Here is a 16,194-nt window from a genome sequence, read left to right on the forward strand (position 1 = left end):
AAGGCTGTATTCAAAGTCAGTAAATTCAAGAGGTTCTTAACGCCATGTTGCTGATGATCGATAACTACGACTCTTTTACTTACAACGTTGTGCAATACCTCGGTGAGCTCGGCTCCCAGGTCAAAGTCGTGCGCAACGATGAGCTCACCATTGCCGAAATCGAAGCGCTCAACCCAGAGCGGATCGTCGTTTCGCCCGGCCCTTGCACGCCGAACGAAGCCGGCGTGTCGATTGACGTAATCAAACATTTTGGCGGAAAACTGCCGATTCTGGGCGTGTGCCTGGGCCATCAGTCCATCGGCCAGGCCTTTGGCGGCGATGTGGTGCGCGCCCGTCAAGTCATGCACGGCAAAACTAGCCCAGTGTTCCACGAGGACAAAGGCGTATTTGAAGGCCTGAACCATCCGCTGACAGTCACCCGCTATCATTCGCTGATCGTCAAACGCGAAACCCTGCCCGATTGCCTGGAGCTGACCGCCTGGACACAGCTTGAAGACGGTTCGGTCGACGAGATCATGGGCCTGCGCCACAAGACGCTGAACATCGAGGGCGTCCAGTTTCACCCTGAGTCGATCCTCACCGAGCAGGGCCACGAGCTGTTCGCTAATTTCCTCAAACAAACCGGCGGCACGCGCTAAGGACTTTTCATGAATATCAAGACAGCCCTGAGCCGTATCGTCGAACAGCTCGACCTCAGCACCGATGAGATGCGCGATGTCATGCGCGAAATCATGACCGGTCAATGCACGGATGCGCAGATCGGCGCGTTCATGATGGCCATGCGCATGAAGAGTGAAAGCATCGACGAGATCGTCGGCGCCGTGTCGGTCATGCGCGAGCTGGCGGACAAGGTCGAACTCAAGACCCTCGACGGCGTCGTCGACGTGGTCGGTACCGGTGGCGATGGCGCGAACATTTTTAACGTCTCGACCGCTTCCTCGTTCGTGGTTGCGGCGGCCGGTTGCACCGTGGCCAAGCACGGTAACCGTGCGGTCTCGGGCAAAAGCGGCAGCGCCGATTTGCTGGAAGCGGCGGGTATCTACCTGAACCTGACGCCGGTTCAGGTCGCACGTTGCATCGACAACGTCGGCATCGGCTTCATGTTCGCCCAGACCCATCACAGCGCCATGAAGCACGCCGCCGGCCCGCGCCGGGAGCTGGGCTTGCGCACGCTGTTCAACATGCTCGGCCCGCTTACGAATCCGGCCGGCGTGAAGCATCAGGTGGTGGGCGTGTTCAATCAGGCGTTGTGCCGGCCGCTGGCCGAAGTCTTGCAGCGTATGGGCAGCAAGCACGTGCTGGTGGTGCACTCGAAGGATGGCCTGGACGAGTTCAGTCTGGCGGCGCCAACCTTCGTGGCGGAATTGAAGGATGACCAGATCACCGAGTATTGGGTCGAGCCAGAAGACCTGGGCATGAAAAGCCAGAGCCTGCACGGTCTGGCAGTGGATAGCCCGGCGGCTTCCCTGGAGCTGATTCGCGATGCCCTGGGCAAGCGCAAGACCGAGAACGGTCAGAAAGCCGCGGAAATGATTATGCTCAATGCCGGTGCCGCGTTGTACGCCGCTGACCATGCCAGCAGTTTGAAAGAAGGCGTTGCCCTGGCGCACGATGCGCTGCACACAGGCCTCGCTCGGGAAAAACTGGAGGAGTTGGGTGCATTTACCGCGGTATTCAAAGTGGAGAATGAGGGATGAGTGTACCGACGGTTCTGGAAAACATTCTGGCCCGCAAAGTCCAGGAAGTCGCCGAGCGAAGCGCTCGCGTAAGCCTGGCGGAGCTGGAAAGTCTGGCCAAGGCGGCCGATGCACCCCGTGGTTTTGCCAAGGCATTGTTGGCTCAGGCCAAGCTCAAGCAGCCAGCGGTCATTGCAGAAATCAAGAAAGCTTCACCGAGCAAAGGCGTGATTCGCGAGAACTTCGTTCCCGCCGACATCGCCAAGAGTTACGAGAAGGGCGGCGCGACCTGTCTGTCAGTGCTGACCGATATCGATTACTTCCAGGGCGCCGATGTGTATCTGCAACAGGCGCGGGCGGCGTGCAAACTGCCGGTGATCCGCAAGGACTTCATGATTGATCCGTACCAGATCATTGAAGCCCGAGCGTTGGGCGCCGACTGCGTGCTGCTGATCGTCTCCGCTCTGGATAACGTGAAAATGGCCGAGTTGGCTGCCGTCGCCAAAAGTGTCGGCCTCGATGTGCTGGTGGAAGTTCACGATGGCGACGAGCTGGAGCGGGCCTTGAAAACCCTCGACACTCCGTTGGTAGGCGTCAACAACCGCAACCTGCACACTTTCGAAGTCAACCTGGAAACCACCCTCGATCTGTTGCCGCGTATTCCGCGTGATCGTCTGGTGATCACCGAAAGTGGCATTCTCAACCGGGCCGATGTCGAGCTGATGGAAATCAGCGATGTGTACGCATTCCTGGTGGGCGAAGCGTTCATGCGCGCCGAAAGCCCGGGCACCGAGCTGCAGCGTCTGTTCTTTCCTGAGCGTGGCATCGCGGTGAGCGGTTCTACACTCGACTGAACGTGACTTGATGAAGAAGCCGGCGATGCCGGCTTTTTTATACCCCAAACAAAGGATGTCTACTGCCATGACCCAGCCCATCGCCATGACCGTCGAAGCCGGCCTGCTCGCCGAACAGGATCTGTTGGCCCATGTGTGCACCGGCGATTCGGAGTTTGGCCTGCTGTTCTGGCAGCCCAGTGACCGGGCGCTGGTCATGCCGCGACGGTTGAATCGTCTGCCTGGGTTCGAGGCTGCGTGCGAAGTGTCGGCTGCGGCAGGTTGGCCGGTGTTGTTGCGTGAAACCGGCGGTGAGCCGGTGCCGCAATCGGCCTCGACGATCAACATCGCACTGGTCTACGCGCCACCGCGTAGCGAGGGTGACCAGAACCGCATCGAAACCGGTTATCGCCGGCTTTGCGATCCGATTTGTCAGTTACTCGATGAGCTGGGCGGCGTTTCGTCTTTGGGCGAAATAGAGGGGGCGTTCTGTGATGGGCGTTTCAACGTCAACCTTGATGGGCGCAAGATGGTCGGCACGGCTCAACGCTGGCGCCAGAGCAAGGGCGGTACGCGTCCGGTAGGGTTGGTGCACGGTGCTTTGTTGCTCGATAACGAGCGTGAGTCGATGGTTGCGGCGGTTAACCGTTTCAATGAAGCCTGTGGCCTGGAGCAGCGAGTTCGCGCCGAGAGCCACATTGCTCTTCATGAAAAATATGCAGCACCTGATGCGATGGGGCGACTCGACACGTTGTACCGAGAGTTGCTGGCAGACATGTTCAGGGTTTAGCGCGTACCGAAGACCACCATGGTCTTGCCTTTGACGTCCACCAGGTTGCGTTCTTCCAGGTCCTTGAGTACGCGACCGACCATCTCACGTGAACAACCGACAATCCGCCCGATTTCCTGACGGGTCACCTTGATCTGCATGCCATCGGGATGGGTCATTGCATCTGGCTGCTTGCACAGTTCCAGGAGGCAGCGCGCGACGCGGCCGGTAACGTCGAAGAATGCAAGGTCACCCACTTTGCGGGTGGTGTTGCGCAGGCGCTGTGCGATTTGTCCGCTGAGCACGTAAAGAATGTCTGGATCCTGTTGGGACAGTTCGCGGAATTTTGCGTAGCTGATCTCCGCGACTTCGCATTCGATCTTGGCGCGCACCCAGGCGCTGCGTTCCTGTTCCAGGCCCGCCTGTTCGAACAGGCCCAACTCGCCGAAGAAGTCTCCGGAGTTCAGGTAGGCGATGATCATTTCGCGGCCGTCGTCATCCTCGATCAGGATGGTGACCGAACCCTTGATGATGAAGAACAGCGTGTCTGAGCGGTCGCCGGCACAAATGATGTTGCTTTTGGCCGCATAACGACGGCGCTGGCAGTGCATCAACAGCTTGTCGAGGTTCTTGATTTTGGGTGTTGGGGTAATAGCAACCATGGTTGTATCCCGAAAAGACTTCACGGTGTGTTTGATTTTCTTATGAGTCGCTGAGGTTGCTATAAAGCTGGCAATGCGCCAGTGAATTGGCGCCAGCTTAACAGACACTTCCTGCAATATTCGAGAATTTACCTACAGCACAGCGGCTTGCGTCGTAGGAAGGCGAGACGTCGTCAATCAAGGCCCCTGTGCTAAGCTGGCGACCCTTTTTTATACAGTGGAGTCTTGGCGATGAAGGCACGCATCCAATGGGCTGGCGAAGCCATGTTCCTCGGCGAATCCGGCAGCGGTCATGTCGTGGTCATGGACGGTCCGCCCGATGCCGGCGGTCGCAACCTGGGTGTTCGGCCGATGGAAATGCTCCTGCTGGGTGTTGGCGGTTGCAGCAATTTCGACGTGGTCAGCATCCTCAAGAAGTCCCGTCAGGCCGTTGAAAGCTGCGAAGCCTTCCTCGAAGCCGAGCGTGCTACCGAAGATCCGAAGGTTTTCACCAAGATTCACATGCACTTCGTGGTCAAGGGCCGCGGCTTGAAAGAAGCCCAGGTCAAACGCGCCATCGAGCTGTCTGCCGAGAAGTATTGCTCGGCGTCGATCATGCTGGGTGCGGCTGGCGTGGCAATTACCCATGACTACGAGATCATCGAGCTCGGTTGAATCGACATTCAACTATCATAAAGGCAGTGCAGACTGTGGCGATCCCAAGCTGACGTCTGCACAACGCGCCACTTTTTTCAGGGTAGTAGCCCGTCCGCCGACAGGCCGCGCACCCGAACATATAACCAAAATCGCCATTGTGAAGAGGTGTTAACCGTCCTGCGCAGGTGCGTCGTGCGCTTCTGACGGGCTTGCTTGATCATGCGGCCGGGCCGCAATACATAGAGAGTCTTAACGGTGAAAAGCAAACTCAAGCTCCACGGGTTCAATAACCTGACAAAGACCTTGAGCTTCAACATCTATGACATCTGCTACGCGCAAACCCCGCAAGACCAACAGGCTTACGTCGAGTACATCAATAAAGAGTACAACGCCAAGCGCCTGACGCAGATCCTCACAGAAGTTGTCGATATCATTGGTGCCAACATCCTGAACATCGCCAGTCAGGACTATGAACCCCAGGGCGCCAGTGTCACGATTCTGATCTCTGAAGAGCCGGTGACGCCTACCGACAGCCAGATCGAAGAGTCTCCAGGCCCGTTGCCTGAAATTATCCTGGCCCACCTCGACAAGAGCCACATCACGGTGCACACCTACCCGGAAATCCATCCGGACGATGGCATCGCGACATTCCGTGTGGACATTGACGTGTCGACCTGTGGCGTCATTTCACCGCTCAAGGCGCTCAACTTCCTGATCCACCAGTTCGATTCGGACATCGTGACCGTGGATTATCGTGTGCGCGGTTTCACCCGTGACGTGGAAGGCAACAAGCACTTCATCGACCACGAGATCAACTCGATTCAGAACTACCTTTCCGAAGACACCCGGGGCGCGTACCAGATGACCGATGTGAACGTGTACCAGGAAAACCTGTTCCACACCAAAATGCTGCTGAAGAACTTCGAACTGGATAACTACCTGTTCGGCGACGCCACCAGCAGCCTGTCCGCGGAGCAGCGTGCCCAGGTGACAGACCGCGTGAAACACGAAATGCTGGAAATCTTCTACGCGCGCAACATGCCGAACTAAGATTTTCGATTGCCCTTGTAGGAGCAAGGCTTGCCCGCGATGGCGATCTCAAGGATGCAATCGCAGGCAAGCCTTGCTCCTACGAAAGCCATTGAGTCAGATCCGATAAGTACTCTTGGTCATGACCTTGGCCATCAGGCTCATGCCGAACTTCACCGGTGCCGGGAAGCGGAAACCCCCAGCCTCCAGCGCGCTTTCGGCGTGGTGTTCTTCATCAATGCGCATCTGCTCGAGGATCGCCCGGGACTTTTCATCCTCGGCTGGCAGTTGCTCAAGGTGTTCATTGAGGTGTTTGCACACCTGATGCTCGGTCGCGGCAACGAAACCCAGGCTGACTTTATCGCTGATCAACCCGGCCACCGCGCCAATCCCGAACGACATGCCGTAGAACAGCGGATTGAGAATGCTGGTGTGGCTGCCCAACTGTTTTATGCGTTGTTCGCACCAGACCAGATGGTCGATTTCTTCTTCGGCGGCATGTTCCATGGCGGCGCGTACTTGCGGCAGCTTGGCGGTCAGGGCCTGACCTTGATACAGCGCCTGGGCACAGACTTCGCCGGTATGGTTTATGCGCATCAGACCGGCGACGTGCCGGGTGTCTTCGTCGCTCATTTGCGCATCCGGCTGCACGATAGCGGGCGAAGGGCGGTACGGCTGACCACTGAAGGGCAGCAAGGTACGCATCGCGGCATCGGCTTGCAGCAGAAGGCGGTCAATCGGCGAGTAGTGACGTTGGGTTGTCATGCTGACCTCCGGGAAGAATCTCGGCGGCCAGTTTAACCCAATCGGCCTGGGAAGGTTTGCGCTGAGTCATTGCGACGCAGGTGCTTGTGGGAGCGGGATTGCCCGCCCCCACAGGGCTTGCTGCAATCAGCCCGGCGGCCAATGCATCTGGCGCTGACCCAATACATGCATATGTATGTGATAGACGGTCTGCCCACCCAATGGATTGCAATTCATGACCACGCGAAAGCCCTCTTCGCAACCCAGTTCCAGGGCCAGACGCTGGGCAGTGAACAGAATATGCCCAGCCAATGCCTTGTCGTCCTCGGTCAGGTCGTTAAGCGTGCGCACTGCTTTTTTCGGGATCACCAGAAAATGCACGGGTGCCTGTGGGGCGATGTCGTGGAAGGCCAGTACCTGGTCGTCCTCGTAAATGATCTTTGCCGGAATTTCCCGGTTGATGATCTTGGTGAACAGAGTATCCACAGCTGTTTTCTCCGTTGTTTGGGCTGGCCTGAGTGTAACCATGGGTTATGCCCGAGCCCAGCCTTTTACCTTGAGGGTGCGATCAGCGCGGGCAGTAAGCCTTGTTGACCATGCCAGCGATTGTCCGGGTCAGCCAGCGGGAGCCGAGTCGCGGCAGGAAGGCGCGCCAGCGGTTGCGTCGACCCGGAATAATGATGGCGCGATTCTTCTCCAGAGCCCGGACGGTGTAGAGCGCGACTTCCTCGGGGCTCATCAGCATTTTGCTGTCGATCAGTTTGCCAGCGTCCAATTGCGCGGTGCGGAAAAACGCCGTGCGGGTAGGGCCGGGGCAGAGCACCGAGACCTTGACCGCGCATTTTTTCAGTTCGACGCGCAACCCTTCGGAAAAGTGCAGCACATAAGCCTTGCTGGCGTAATAAGTACTCATCCACGGGCCGGGATGGAACGCCGCCACCGAGGCGACGTTCAAAATCTGTCCGCCGCCCTGTAGCGCCATGCTGTTGCCGATCGCGTGACACAGTCGAGTGAGTGCGAGGATGTTCACTTCGATCAGGTCCTGCTCGGTCATCCAGTCCTGAGCCAGAAAAGGGCCGCAGGTGCCGATGCCGGCGCAGTTGACCAGCAAATCGATCTGTCGGTCACCTTCCTCCAGCTCCAGCAGAAAACCGGACAGCCGTAGCGGCTCGCCGAGGTCACAGGCTCGGAACAACACTTCCACGCCAAAACGTTGGGTCAGTTCAATCGCAATACTTTCCAGCTGATCACGCTGACGGGCCACCAGAATCAGGCTGCGGCCGCGCCGGGCCAGTGCTTCGGCCATCGCCAGGCCGATGCCGCTGGAAGCGCCAGTGATCAGAGCGTAACGGGTCATGCATTTCTCCATCGCAACAGCTCCGCGCCGGCGACGCAGGTGTCACGGACGGGGAGCGCTGTTCATTCTTTCGCAGAGTCTACAGGGGGCTGGGCTTCTTCGGCTGCATCGTCGGCTGAATTTGGCGCGGGCTCTGCTTCCACAGCGGTTTGATCTTCGATCTCTTCAGTGGTCACGGAGTCACTTTCATAGCCGCTCTGGGTGGCGCTTTCGTATTCGCTCCGGAGGGTAGTAAGGCCGCCGGTCAGTCCGCCGATGAACAGGATCGCGATAAACACCAGCCACAGTGACGACAGGACCTTGACCGCGGCGCTGTTGGGCGGTGGTGGCGCACCGTATCGATTGGCGGTGTTATTACCCGGCGCAATCATCATCACGAACGGAAAGATGCTGCCCACGAACGGTACGAGGGTCAGCAGCCAGAGCCAGCCAGACCAGCCGATATCGTGCAGACGCTGGACACTGAACTGGATGCTGACGAACGCCAGCGCCACGAAGAGAATAAAGGCCAGCAAGCCACCGAGAATCAGGCCGGCGGTAGCGTCTGTAGAGATAAGGGCCAAGCCGAAAACAGCAAGCACAGCGCCAACACCAAGGGTTACCAGCGTCAGCGACATCGTCCAGGCCAGATAACGCAAGCGACCGATCCGACCCACGAAGCTGAACGGCTTGAGTGTGGAAAACGCAGGCAAGGCTTCGCCAACGGTAGCCCGGGGTGGTGCGTAAGGGGATTCGGGATCTGCCGCGACAGCGGGGGCGTGTTCATGAACGTCAGCCAGGTTCAGCTCGATCGAGGGTTCGGATTCGATCCGGGCATCGATACCGGTTTTGGTCAGCGCCTGGAGATAAGTCTGCGCATCGCCCTGCGACAGGTCGCGTTTGAGCGCAACCGGCTTGCCACTGAACAGCCGTTCGATGGCAGCCACATCGCTTTTGAACAACTCGGCGAGATTGAGCTTGGCGGTGGTGACGTCGACACCTGGCAGCAGAGCGCCGTCGAACACGATCTTGAAACGGTTTTCGCTCATTACGAGGCATCCTTGTCGTGTGAAGCCAGCCGGAATGGACTGGCCAGGTTTTCCTGTCAGCGTGGCCAGCGCTTGGGCATCGCTGCCGCCAGCTCCAGCGCTTTGCGGTACTCGGCATCAAGGCGAGCGACCAATTGATCGACACTCGGCAAGTCGTCGATCTCGCCGACACCCTGGCCTGCGGACCAGACGGTTTTCCAGGCTTTGGCTTCATCGCTCATGGGCTTGAGTTTGGAGCCGAAGTCCACCTCGCCCTTGCCGTGCAGCGCGGCCATGTCGAAACCTGCAGCCTCAAGGCTCTGACGCATAAAGCTCGCCGGTACTCCCGACACCGCTGGAGTATGGACGATGTCTGCGGCTCTGGCAGTCAGCAGCATCTCTTTATAGGCGTCAGGCGCATGACTTTCGGTGGTGCCGATAAATCGTGTGCCGAAGTAGGCCAGATCCGCACCGAGCAATTGTGCCGCGAGAATCTCGTGGCCGTGGTTCAGGCAGCCGGCCAGCAGCAGGGTCTTGTCGAAGAATTGGCGAATCTCGGCAATCAGCGAGAACGGGCTCCAGGTTCCGGCGTGTCCACCGGCGCCCGCTGCCACGGCGATCAAACCGTCGACCCCGGCCTCGGCGGCTTTCTCTGCATGGCGACGAGTCGTCACGTCATGGAACACCAGACCTCCATAGCTGTGCACTGCATCGACCAGTTCTTTCACGGCGCCGAGACTGGTGATCACAATCGGCACTTTGTGTTCGATGCAGATCGCCAGGTCCGCTTGCAGCCGCGGATTGCTGTGGTGGACGATCAGGTTCACCGCATAAGGCGCCGGATTCTCCAGTGTCGCCAACCCTGCTTCGATCTCTTCCAGCCAGGACTTGAAGCCGCTGCTCTCGCGCTGGTTCAGCGCAGGAAAGCTGCCCACCACGCCATTACGGCAGCAGGCGAGCACCAGTTGCGGGTTGGAAATCAGGAACATTGGTGCTGCCACCACTGGCAGACGCAAGCGTTGTTCGAGCAGAGCGGGCAGCGACATTGGAAGTACCCCGAAGAGTTGTGCTTATTGGCGTTAGAACGGCCGGACGACGACCAGAATTACAATGGCCAGCAATATCAGAACCGGCACTTCATTGAACCAGCGATAAAAGACATGACTGCGGGTGTTCTCGCCACGGGCAAAACGCTTCACCTGGGCGCCGCACATGTGGTGGTAGCCGATGAGGATCACCACCAAGGTCAACTTCGCGTGAATCCAGGCACCTTGACTAAATATGCTGGGGTTCAAGGCGATCAGTGCGATGCCGAAAATCAGGGTGGCGATCATCGCCGGGCCCATGATGCCGCGGTAGAGTTTGCGCTCCATGATGCTGAAACGTTCTTTGCTGACGGTGTCTTCGCTTTGGGCGTGATAAACGAACAGGCGCGGCAGGTAGAACAGGCCGGCAAACCAGCAGACCATGCTGACGATGTGAAGCGCTTTGAGCCACAGATAAAGCATTTTTAGTTGTTCCCAGGTTCACGGTAGCCAAGATAGTAGAGGGTAGAGCGCCCGCACGTCACCTTGGCGGTTGTCGCAGAGCCGCGCGGCCCCTATTATCGACGGCTTTCCAGTGGGTTCGTTGAGGGCAGGTTTATGGTCAAGGTCGGTATCGTCGGCGGCACGGGTTACACCGGTGTCGAACTGCTGCGTCTGTTGGCGCAGCATCCGCAAGCAGAAGTGGTCGTCATCACTTCCCGATCCGAGGCCGGTCTGGCCGTGGCTGATATGTATCCGAACCTGCGCGGTCATTACGATGGCCTGGCGTTCAGCGTTCCGGACATCAAGACGCTGGGCGCTTGCGACGTGGTGTTCTTCGCCACGCCTCACGGTGTTGCCCATGCGCTGGCTGGCGAACTGTTGGCGGCCGGGACCAAAGTCATCGACCTGTCGGCGGACTTCCGTCTGCAAGACGCCGATGAGTGGGCCAAGTGGTACGGTCAGCCGCACGGCGCGCCGGAACTGCTGGAAGAGGCGGTTTACGGCTTGCCGGAAGTCAATCGCGAGCAGATCAAGCAGGCTCGCCTGATCGCCGTTCCGGGTTGCTACCCGACTGCTACGCAATTGGGTTTCCTGCCATTGCTTGAAGCAGGTCTGGCCGATACCACCCGCCTGATTGCTGACTGCAAATCCGGCGTCAGTGGTGCCGGTCGTGGCGCGTCTGTCGGTTCGCTGTACTCCGAGACGTCGGAAAGCATGAAGGCTTACGCCGTCAAAGGTCACCGTCACCTGCCGGAAATCCGCCAGGGTCTGCGTCGTGCAGCGGGCAAGGACGTCGGTCTGACGTTCGTTCCGCACCTGACGCCAATGATTCGAGGCATCCACTCGACGCTCTACGCGACCGTCGTGGACCGCTCGGTGGATCTGCAGGCACTGTTTGAAAAGCGTTATGCCAACGAACCGTTCGTCGATGTCATGCCGGCCGGCAGCCATCCAGAAACCCGCAGCGTGCGCGGTGCCAACGTTTGCCGTATTGCGGTGCATCGTCCGCAGGATGGTGACCTGGTGGTGGTGTTGTCGGTGATCGACAACCTGGTCAAAGGTGCGTCGGGTCAGGCGGTGCAGAACATGAACATCCTGTTCGGGCTGGATGAGCGCCTGGGCTTGTCTCACGCTGGCATGTTGCCGTAAGGCTTTAGCTCGCTCAGCAAAAAGGCCCGTCTGACGGGTCTTTTTGCATTCCGGGCTTACGATTGGGTTGATTGATATACCGTAACAATAGTTGACCGATTTTCTAGGAGAAGCGGATAATGCGCGTCATCACGCATTATGGCGGCGTAACGCCGGGAGATAGTTAGCATGAGCGTCGAATCCTTCACCCCCACTGCTTTGCAATTCACCCACGGTGCCGCACACAAGGTGAAGAGCCTGGTCGATGAAGAGGGGAATGATCGCTTGAAGCTGCGCGTATTCGTTACGGGCGGCGGTTGTTCAGGTTTTCAGTACGGCTTCACCTTCGATGAGGAAGTGGCCGATGACGACACCATTGTCGAGCGCGAAGGAGTGAGTCTGGTCGTTGATCCGATGAGCTTCCAGTACCTGGCAGGTGCCGAGGTGGATTATCAGGAAGGTCTGGAAGGTTCACGCTTCGTAATCAAGAATCCGAACGCCAGCACCACGTGTGGCTGCGGCTCTTCGTTCTCGATCTGATCGCAATCATCGCATCACCAAGCGCCGCATGGCCTCAGGGCTCTGCGGCGTTTTGCTGTGTGCAGATTAAGCGGGGTAGATGGCGCCGAGTACGCGCAGACCACTTGCGCCGGTGACGCTCGGGCGATTGGCAGCGATGCCTTCAAGGCAGCAATGGGCCAGCCAGGCGAAGGCCATGGCTTCGACCCAGTCCGGGTCTACACCGTAAGCCGCGGTGCTGCTGACCTTGGTGTTCGGCAGCAAGCTGGCCAAGCGGTTCATCAGCGTGGCGTTGTGGGCGCCGCCACCGCAGACCAACAGTTCCCGGGTATCTGATTGGGCGTTCTGCAATGACTCGATAATGGTCAGTGCGGTCAGCTCAAGCAGTGTTGCTTGCACGTCTTCGGCGGCGAAAGTCGGCAGTTTCGATAGAAGTTGTGTCAGCCATGGCAGGTTGAACACTTCACGGCCGGTACTTTTGGGACCTTTGGTCACGAAAAATGGATCACTGAGCAGCTCGTTCAGCAGAACCGGTTCGACCTTGCCGCTGGCAGCCCATTGGCCATCGCGATCAAAGTTGTCGCCGCGTTGCTGGTGAATCCAGGCATCCAGCAGGACATTGCCCGGGCCACAGTCGAAACCGGCTACCGGTTTGCCGGGCTCGATCAGGCTGAGGTTACTGAATCCACCAACGTTCAATACCGCGCGGTTGCCTGCGCGTTCTTCAAACAACGCTTCGTGAAAGGCTGGAACCAGTGGGGCGCCTTGTCCGCCAGCCGCCACATCGCGGCTGCGAAAGTCGCTGACGACGGTGATGCCGGTCAACTCGGTCAGAAGGGCAGGGTTGCCAATCTGCACGGTGAAGCCGCGCGCCGGCTCGTGGCGAATGGTCTGGCCGTGGCTGCCAATCGCGCGAATGTCTTCGGGTTTCAGTTTTTGTTGGTCGATCAGGGTGTGAATACCCTGTGCCGCCAGTTTCACCCAGTTCTGCTGGGCGATGGCGGAGCGGGCAATCTCGTCCGGGCCGCTGGCGCACAAGCCAAGCAGCTCGGTGCGCAGTGAGTCAGGCATGGGAATGTAGTGCGTGGCGATCAGTTTGATTGTCGGAGCCAGCTCGACCAGCGCTATGTCCAGGCCATCTAGGCTGGTCCCGGACATCACACCTATATAGAGCGTCATGGCTTAGCGCTTGCTCGAAGCCAGCTGCGTGGATTTCTCTTGATCCATGCGCGCCATCAGCGGTTGGCTCTGCGCGAGGAAACGTGCGCGCTCGGCTTTGGAGATCGGATCGGCCATCGCCACTTTCTGGCCTAGTGGGTCGACGTGCACGCCATTGACCTGGAACTCGTAATGCAAATGCGGTCCGGTGGAAAGTCCGGTGGTGCCGATGTAGCCGATCACTTGGCCTTGCTTGACGCTACTGCCAGTCTGCACGCCTTTGGCAAAGCCCTGCATGTGGCCGTACAGCGTACGGTAGGTATTGCCGTGCTGGATAATGACGGTGTTGCCGTAGCCGCCACGGCGACCGGCCAGCAACACTTTGCCATCACCGGCTGCCTTGATTGGAGTGCCACGCGGCGCTGCATAGTCGACGCCTTTGTGAGCGCGGATCTTGTTCAGGATCGGGTGCTTGCGGCCCATCGAGAATTTCGAGCTGATGCGGGCGAAGTCCACCGGCGTACGGATAAACGCCTTGCGCATGCTGTTACCGTCAGCGGTGTAGTAGCTGCTGTTACCTTGTTTATTGGTGTAGCGCACGGCGGTGTAGGTCTTGCCGCGGTTAGTGAAGCGAGCGGAAAGGATCGGGCCATTGCCGACAGCCTTGCCGTTGACGACTTTCTGTTCGTAGATGACATCGAACTCGTCACCCTGGCGAATATCCTGGGCGAAGTCGACGTCATAGCCAAACACGCTGGCCATGTCCATGGTCAGGCTGTGGGACAAACCGGCGCGTGCAGCGGACTGCGACAGCGAGCTGTTGATCACACCATGAACATAGGCCGAGCGCACGGTAGGCTTTGCGGTAATGCGGTTGAATGCATAACCCTTGTCATTCTTGGTCAAGGTGATGCTTTCGACGTCGCTGACCTTGCTGTGAAGGTTGCTCAGTTGGCCGTTGGGGCCCAGTTCGAATTCGAGTTTCTGGCCATGTTTGAGTTGGCTGAACTGCTTGGCCTGCTTGTCACTGGCCAGCACTTCATGCACCAAAGCTGCTGGAAGACCGACTTTTTCAAACAGGGTGGAGAGGGTATCGCCTTTAGAAACGATCACTTCCCTGTGGTTTGGAGACTTTTTCTCTTCGATCACTGGTGCTGGCGCCGGCACTGGCGCGGCTTGAGCGGTTTCCTGGGGTTCTTCGGCGCTGTTTTCGATCTGCGCAAAAGGGGAAGCGGCTGGCTCATTTGTGGCCTGGACGGCCTCGGCAGCGTCTTGATCTTGTGTCAGTTGTTCAGCAGGGCTTTCCAGTTCAAGACTCAGGGTCGTCTTTTTGGCTTCAACATCACTGGAAGGAAATACCAGAAGCGCCAGGCTCAGAAGGGCGGCGATGCCACTTGCTGCAAGCAGGTGGGTCTTCGGGTAAAGCGGCGGCGCTTTAGACGATTCTTTGGTCATAGATAATTTTTGACTTTGAAAAAGATGAATTGGAAAAGATGAATGACATGATGAAGATGAAATAACTGTATAAAATATAACCAAATCATCCCTGAAGCAAGTCCGCGAACGCTGAGTCTGTGGATTGGTGTCCGTGCGCCGGGCAAAACTTGTATTTGACGCGCGATCTTGTATGGTTGGTTCCCTTTGAATTCGAGCCTTGCGGGTCTGTTATGAAGTCGGTTGAAGAGCAGCTAGCGCTGATTAAACGTGGTGCGGAAGAACTGTTGGTCGAGTCCGAGCTGATCGAAAAGCTCAAGCGTGGCCAGCCGCTACGTATTAAGGCAGGCTTTGATCCGACCGCGCCGGATTTGCACCTGGGGCATACCGTGCTTATTAATAAGCTGCGCCAGTTCCAGGAGTTGGGGCATCAGGTGATCTTCCTTATAGGTGACTTCACCGGGATGATCGGCGATCCGAGCGGCAAGAGTGCAACACGTCCTCCTCTTACCCGCGAGCAGGTTCTCGAGAATGCCGAGACCTACAAGACCCAGGTTTTCAAGATTCTTGATCCGGCGAAAACCGAAGTTGCGTTCAACTCCACCTGGATGGATCAGATGGGGCCGGCCGACTTCATTCGCCTGACTTCTCAGTACACCGTGGCTCGCATGCTTGAGCGCGACGACTTCGACAAGCGCTACACCACCAATCAACCGATCGCCATTCATGAGTTCCTCTACCCACTGGTTCAGGGTTATGACTCGGTTGCTTTGCGCGCGGATGTCGAGCTGGGTGGTACTGATCAGAAGTTCAACCTGTTGATGGGGCGTGAACTGCAGCGTGGATATGGTCAAGAGGCTCAGTGCATTCTGACCATGCCGCTGCTCGAAGGTCTGGATGGCGTGAAAAAGATGTCCAAGTCCTTGGGCAACTACGTGGGTATTCAGGAAGCGCCGGGTGTGATGTACGGCAAACTGGTTTCCATTCCGGATGCGCTGATGTGGCGCTACTTCGAATTACTCAGTTTCCGCTCCATGGATGAGATCAATGCGTTCCGTGCCGATGTCGAGGCGGGTGCCAATCCGCGTGATATCAAGATCAAGCTAGCTGAAGAGATCGTTGCGCGTTTCCATGGTGAAGAGGCAGCGGCCAATGCGCACCGTGGGGCGGGTAACCGTATGAAGGAAGGCGAGCTGCCGGACGATCTGCCAGAGATCGAGTTGACTGCTACTGAAGACATGCCGATTGCTGCTGTCCTTAATAAGGCAGGTCTGGTCAAGAACTCGGCTGTCGCGCGGGACCTTCTAGGTTCTGGTGGTGTGCGTATAGATGGTGAGGTGGTCGATCGCACCTTTATATACACGCTGGGCGCGACCCATGTCTGCCAGGCTGGGAAGAAGGCATTTGCGCGTATTACGCTCAAATCCGAGTAAAGCTCGAATTAGGGGTTGACGGCAGATTCTGGAAGTCTATAATTCGCCCCACTTCCGGCGCAGTCGAAACGGAAAACTCCTTGGTAAACAATGAGTTACGCAGTTTTCGACAGCGAGTTGCTTCAGGTCATCGAAGCCCAGAAGGAGTTGAAAGAGCGAGGTTGTTTGGCTCTTTTGACGATTCGATCTTCTCGGTCGAAAGCGGTGTAAAAGAGGTGTTGACAGCAGCGAGTAACGCTGTAGAATTCGCCTCCCGCTAACGAGAGATCGCAAGCGCAAG

18 protein-coding genes are annotated in these 16,194 nt (G+C 57.8%); 9 read left to right on the forward strand and 9 right to left on the reverse strand.

The genetic code is table 11. The features are described 5' to 3' along the window. The first annotated feature begins 44 nt into the window (after positions 1–44). The 4 genes from KW848_RS25505 (at position 45) to KW848_RS25520 (ending at position 3,299) form a co-directional block, all read left to right on the forward strand. Positions 45–638 carry an aminodeoxychorismate/anthranilate synthase component II gene (locus tag KW848_RS25505; RefSeq protein ID WP_033056198.1) on the forward strand — a complete coding sequence of 198 codons (594 nt, stop codon included), beginning with the start codon at positions 45–47 and terminating at the stop codon, positions 636–638. Positions 639–647: 9 nt separating this feature from the next. Further along, the gene (gene trpD / locus KW848_RS25510; protein ID WP_056741323.1) at positions 648–1,697 is read left to right on the forward strand and encodes an anthranilate phosphoribosyltransferase; all 1,050 of its coding nucleotides are present in this window, start codon (positions 648–650) and stop codon (positions 1,695–1,697) included. Then, the gene (gene trpC, locus KW848_RS25515) at positions 1,694–2,530 is read left to right on the forward strand and encodes an indole-3-glycerol phosphate synthase TrpC (RefSeq protein ID WP_218538456.1); all 837 of its coding nucleotides are present in this window, start codon (positions 1,694–1,696) and stop codon (positions 2,528–2,530) included. The genes trpD and trpC overlap by 4 nt, the downstream gene beginning before the upstream one ends. Positions 2,531–2,597: 67 nt before the next feature. Continuing rightward, entirely contained in the window at positions 2,598–3,299 is a 702-nt protein-coding gene (locus KW848_RS25520; RefSeq protein WP_192409287.1) for a lipoate--protein ligase family protein, read from the forward strand. Here KW848_RS25520 and crp read toward each other — a convergent pair. After that, positions 3,296–3,940, reverse strand: a complete 645-nt coding sequence (crp, locus tag KW848_RS25525; protein WP_008147233.1) for a cAMP-activated global transcriptional regulator CRP — start codon at positions 3,938–3,940, stop codon at positions 3,296–3,298. The genes KW848_RS25520 and crp overlap by 4 nt on opposite strands. A 231-nt stretch (positions 3,941–4,171) precedes the next feature. On the opposite strand from crp, the gene KW848_RS25530 reads away from it, so the two are divergent. Further along, the gene (locus KW848_RS25530; protein ID WP_007941657.1) at positions 4,172–4,594 is read left to right on the forward strand and encodes an OsmC family protein; all 423 of its coding nucleotides are present in this window, start codon (positions 4,172–4,174) and stop codon (positions 4,592–4,594) included. Positions 4,595–4,831: 237 nt separating this feature from the next. Next, entirely contained in the window at positions 4,832–5,626 is a 795-nt protein-coding gene (gene speD, locus KW848_RS25535; RefSeq protein WP_192409288.1) for an adenosylmethionine decarboxylase, read from the forward strand. 96 nt (positions 5,627–5,722) lie between these two features. On the opposite strand, the gene coq7 is transcribed toward speD, so the two are convergent. The 6 genes from coq7 to hemJ all read right to left on the reverse strand — a co-directional run bounded on the left by coq7 (position 5,723) and on the right by hemJ (position 10,221). Next, a complete protein-coding gene (gene coq7 / locus KW848_RS25540) occupies positions 5,723–6,370 on the reverse strand; it encodes a 2-polyprenyl-3-methyl-6-methoxy-1,4-benzoquinone monooxygenase (RefSeq protein ID WP_008147238.1) in 648 nt (215 codons plus the stop codon). A 126-nt stretch (positions 6,371–6,496) separates the two neighbouring features. Beyond that, positions 6,497–6,835 carry a histidine triad nucleotide-binding protein gene (locus KW848_RS25545; RefSeq protein ID WP_008147240.1) on the reverse strand — a complete coding sequence of 113 codons (339 nt, stop codon included), beginning with the start codon at positions 6,833–6,835 and terminating at the stop codon, positions 6,497–6,499. Between the two features lie 82 nt (positions 6,836–6,917). Then, a complete protein-coding gene (locus KW848_RS25550) occupies positions 6,918–7,706 on the reverse strand; it encodes an SDR family oxidoreductase (RefSeq protein WP_046045397.1) in 789 nt (262 codons plus the stop codon). 62 nt (positions 7,707–7,768) lie between these two features. Then, positions 7,769–8,734 carry a DUF805 domain-containing protein gene (locus KW848_RS25555; protein ID WP_218538457.1) on the reverse strand — a complete coding sequence of 322 codons (966 nt, stop codon included), beginning with the start codon at positions 8,732–8,734 and terminating at the stop codon, positions 7,769–7,771. Between the two features lie 56 nt (positions 8,735–8,790). After that, entirely contained in the window at positions 8,791–9,759 is a 969-nt protein-coding gene (locus tag KW848_RS25560; RefSeq protein ID WP_218538458.1) for a nitronate monooxygenase family protein, read from the reverse strand. Between the two features lie 33 nt (positions 9,760–9,792). Then, the gene (gene hemJ, locus KW848_RS25565; protein WP_008147249.1) at positions 9,793–10,221 is read right to left on the reverse strand and encodes a protoporphyrinogen oxidase HemJ; all 429 of its coding nucleotides are present in this window, start codon (positions 10,219–10,221) and stop codon (positions 9,793–9,795) included. Between the two features lie 135 nt (positions 10,222–10,356). On the opposite strand from hemJ, the gene argC reads away from it, so the two are divergent. Both argC and erpA read left to right on the forward strand, forming a co-directional pair. Further along, the gene (gene argC / locus KW848_RS25570; RefSeq protein WP_008147251.1) at positions 10,357–11,391 is read left to right on the forward strand and encodes an N-acetyl-gamma-glutamyl-phosphate reductase; all 1,035 of its coding nucleotides are present in this window, start codon (positions 10,357–10,359) and stop codon (positions 11,389–11,391) included. Positions 11,392–11,559: 168 nt separating this feature from the next. Further along, complete coding sequence (gene erpA, locus KW848_RS25575) at positions 11,560–11,910, forward strand: iron-sulfur cluster insertion protein ErpA (protein ID WP_007947969.1); 351 nt, start codon at positions 11,560–11,562, stop codon at positions 11,908–11,910. 66 nt (positions 11,911–11,976) lie between these two features. Here erpA and KW848_RS25580 read toward each other — a convergent pair whose 3' ends face one another. Beyond that, positions 11,977–13,068, reverse strand: a complete 1,092-nt coding sequence (locus KW848_RS25580; protein WP_218538459.1) for an anhydro-N-acetylmuramic acid kinase — start codon at positions 13,066–13,068, stop codon at positions 11,977–11,979. A 3-nt stretch (positions 13,069–13,071) separates the two neighbouring features. Next, positions 13,072–14,502: a peptidoglycan DD-metalloendopeptidase family protein gene (locus tag KW848_RS25585; protein ID WP_218538460.1), complete on the reverse strand. Its 1,431-nt coding sequence runs from the start codon at positions 14,500–14,502 to the stop codon at positions 13,072–13,074. Between the two features lie 212 nt (positions 14,503–14,714). Here KW848_RS25585 and tyrS point away from each other — a divergent pair, with 212 nt between their 5' ends. Next, positions 14,715–15,914, forward strand: a complete 1,200-nt coding sequence (tyrS, locus tag KW848_RS25590; protein ID WP_192409293.1) for a tyrosine--tRNA ligase — start codon at positions 14,715–14,717, stop codon at positions 15,912–15,914. Positions 15,915–16,194 lie beyond the last annotated feature (280 nt).

Origin of the sequence: Pseudomonas sp. PDM25 (assembly GCF_019219045.1) — a bacterium.
Taxonomy (GTDB): Bacteria; Pseudomonadota; Gammaproteobacteria; order Pseudomonadales; family Pseudomonadaceae; genus Aquipseudomonas.

Excerpts from the sequence above, each read along its gene's own strand:
- KW848_RS25505 (WP_033056198.1), top strand. The coding sequence starts at position 45 with ATGTTGCTGATGATCGATAACTACGACTCTTTTACTTACAACGTTGTG.
- trpD (WP_056741323.1), top strand. The coding sequence starts at position 648 with ATGAATATCAAGACAGCCCTGAGCCGTATCGTCGAACAGCTCGACCTC.
- trpC (WP_218538456.1), top strand. The coding sequence starts at position 1,694 with ATGAGTGTACCGACGGTTCTGGAAAACATTCTGGCCCGCAAAGTCCAG.
- KW848_RS25520 (WP_192409287.1), top strand. The coding sequence starts at position 2,598 with ATGACCCAGCCCATCGCCATGACCGTCGAAGCCGGCCTGCTCGCCGAA.
- crp (WP_008147233.1), bottom strand. The coding sequence starts at position 3,940 with ATGGTTGCTATTACCCCAACACCCAAAATCAAGAACCTCGACAAGCTG.
- KW848_RS25530 (WP_007941657.1), top strand. The coding sequence starts at position 4,172 with ATGAAGGCACGCATCCAATGGGCTGGCGAAGCCATGTTCCTCGGCGAA.
- coq7 (WP_008147238.1), bottom strand. The coding sequence starts at position 6,370 with ATGACAACCCAACGTCACTACTCGCCGATTGACCGCCTTCTGCTGCAA.
- KW848_RS25550 (WP_046045397.1), bottom strand. The coding sequence starts at position 7,706 with ATGACCCGTTACGCTCTGATCACTGGCGCTTCCAGCGGCATCGGCCTG.
- KW848_RS25555 (WP_218538457.1), bottom strand. The coding sequence starts at position 8,734 with ATGAGCGAAAACCGTTTCAAGATCGTGTTCGACGGCGCTCTGCTGCCA.
- KW848_RS25560 (WP_218538458.1), bottom strand. The coding sequence starts at position 9,759 with ATGTCGCTGCCCGCTCTGCTCGAACAACGCTTGCGTCTGCCAGTGGTG.
- hemJ (WP_008147249.1), bottom strand. The coding sequence starts at position 10,221 with ATGCTTTATCTGTGGCTCAAAGCGCTTCACATCGTCAGCATGGTCTGC.
- argC (WP_008147251.1), top strand. The coding sequence starts at position 10,357 with ATGGTCAAGGTCGGTATCGTCGGCGGCACGGGTTACACCGGTGTCGAA.
- erpA (WP_007947969.1), top strand. The coding sequence starts at position 11,560 with ATGAGCGTCGAATCCTTCACCCCCACTGCTTTGCAATTCACCCACGGT.
- KW848_RS25580 (WP_218538459.1), bottom strand. The coding sequence starts at position 13,068 with ATGACGCTCTATATAGGTGTGATGTCCGGGACCAGCCTAGATGGCCTG.
- KW848_RS25585 (WP_218538460.1), bottom strand. The coding sequence starts at position 14,502 with ATGACCAAAGAATCGTCTAAAGCGCCGCCGCTTTACCCGAAGACCCAC.
- tyrS (WP_192409293.1), top strand. The coding sequence starts at position 14,715 with ATGAAGTCGGTTGAAGAGCAGCTAGCGCTGATTAAACGTGGTGCGGAA.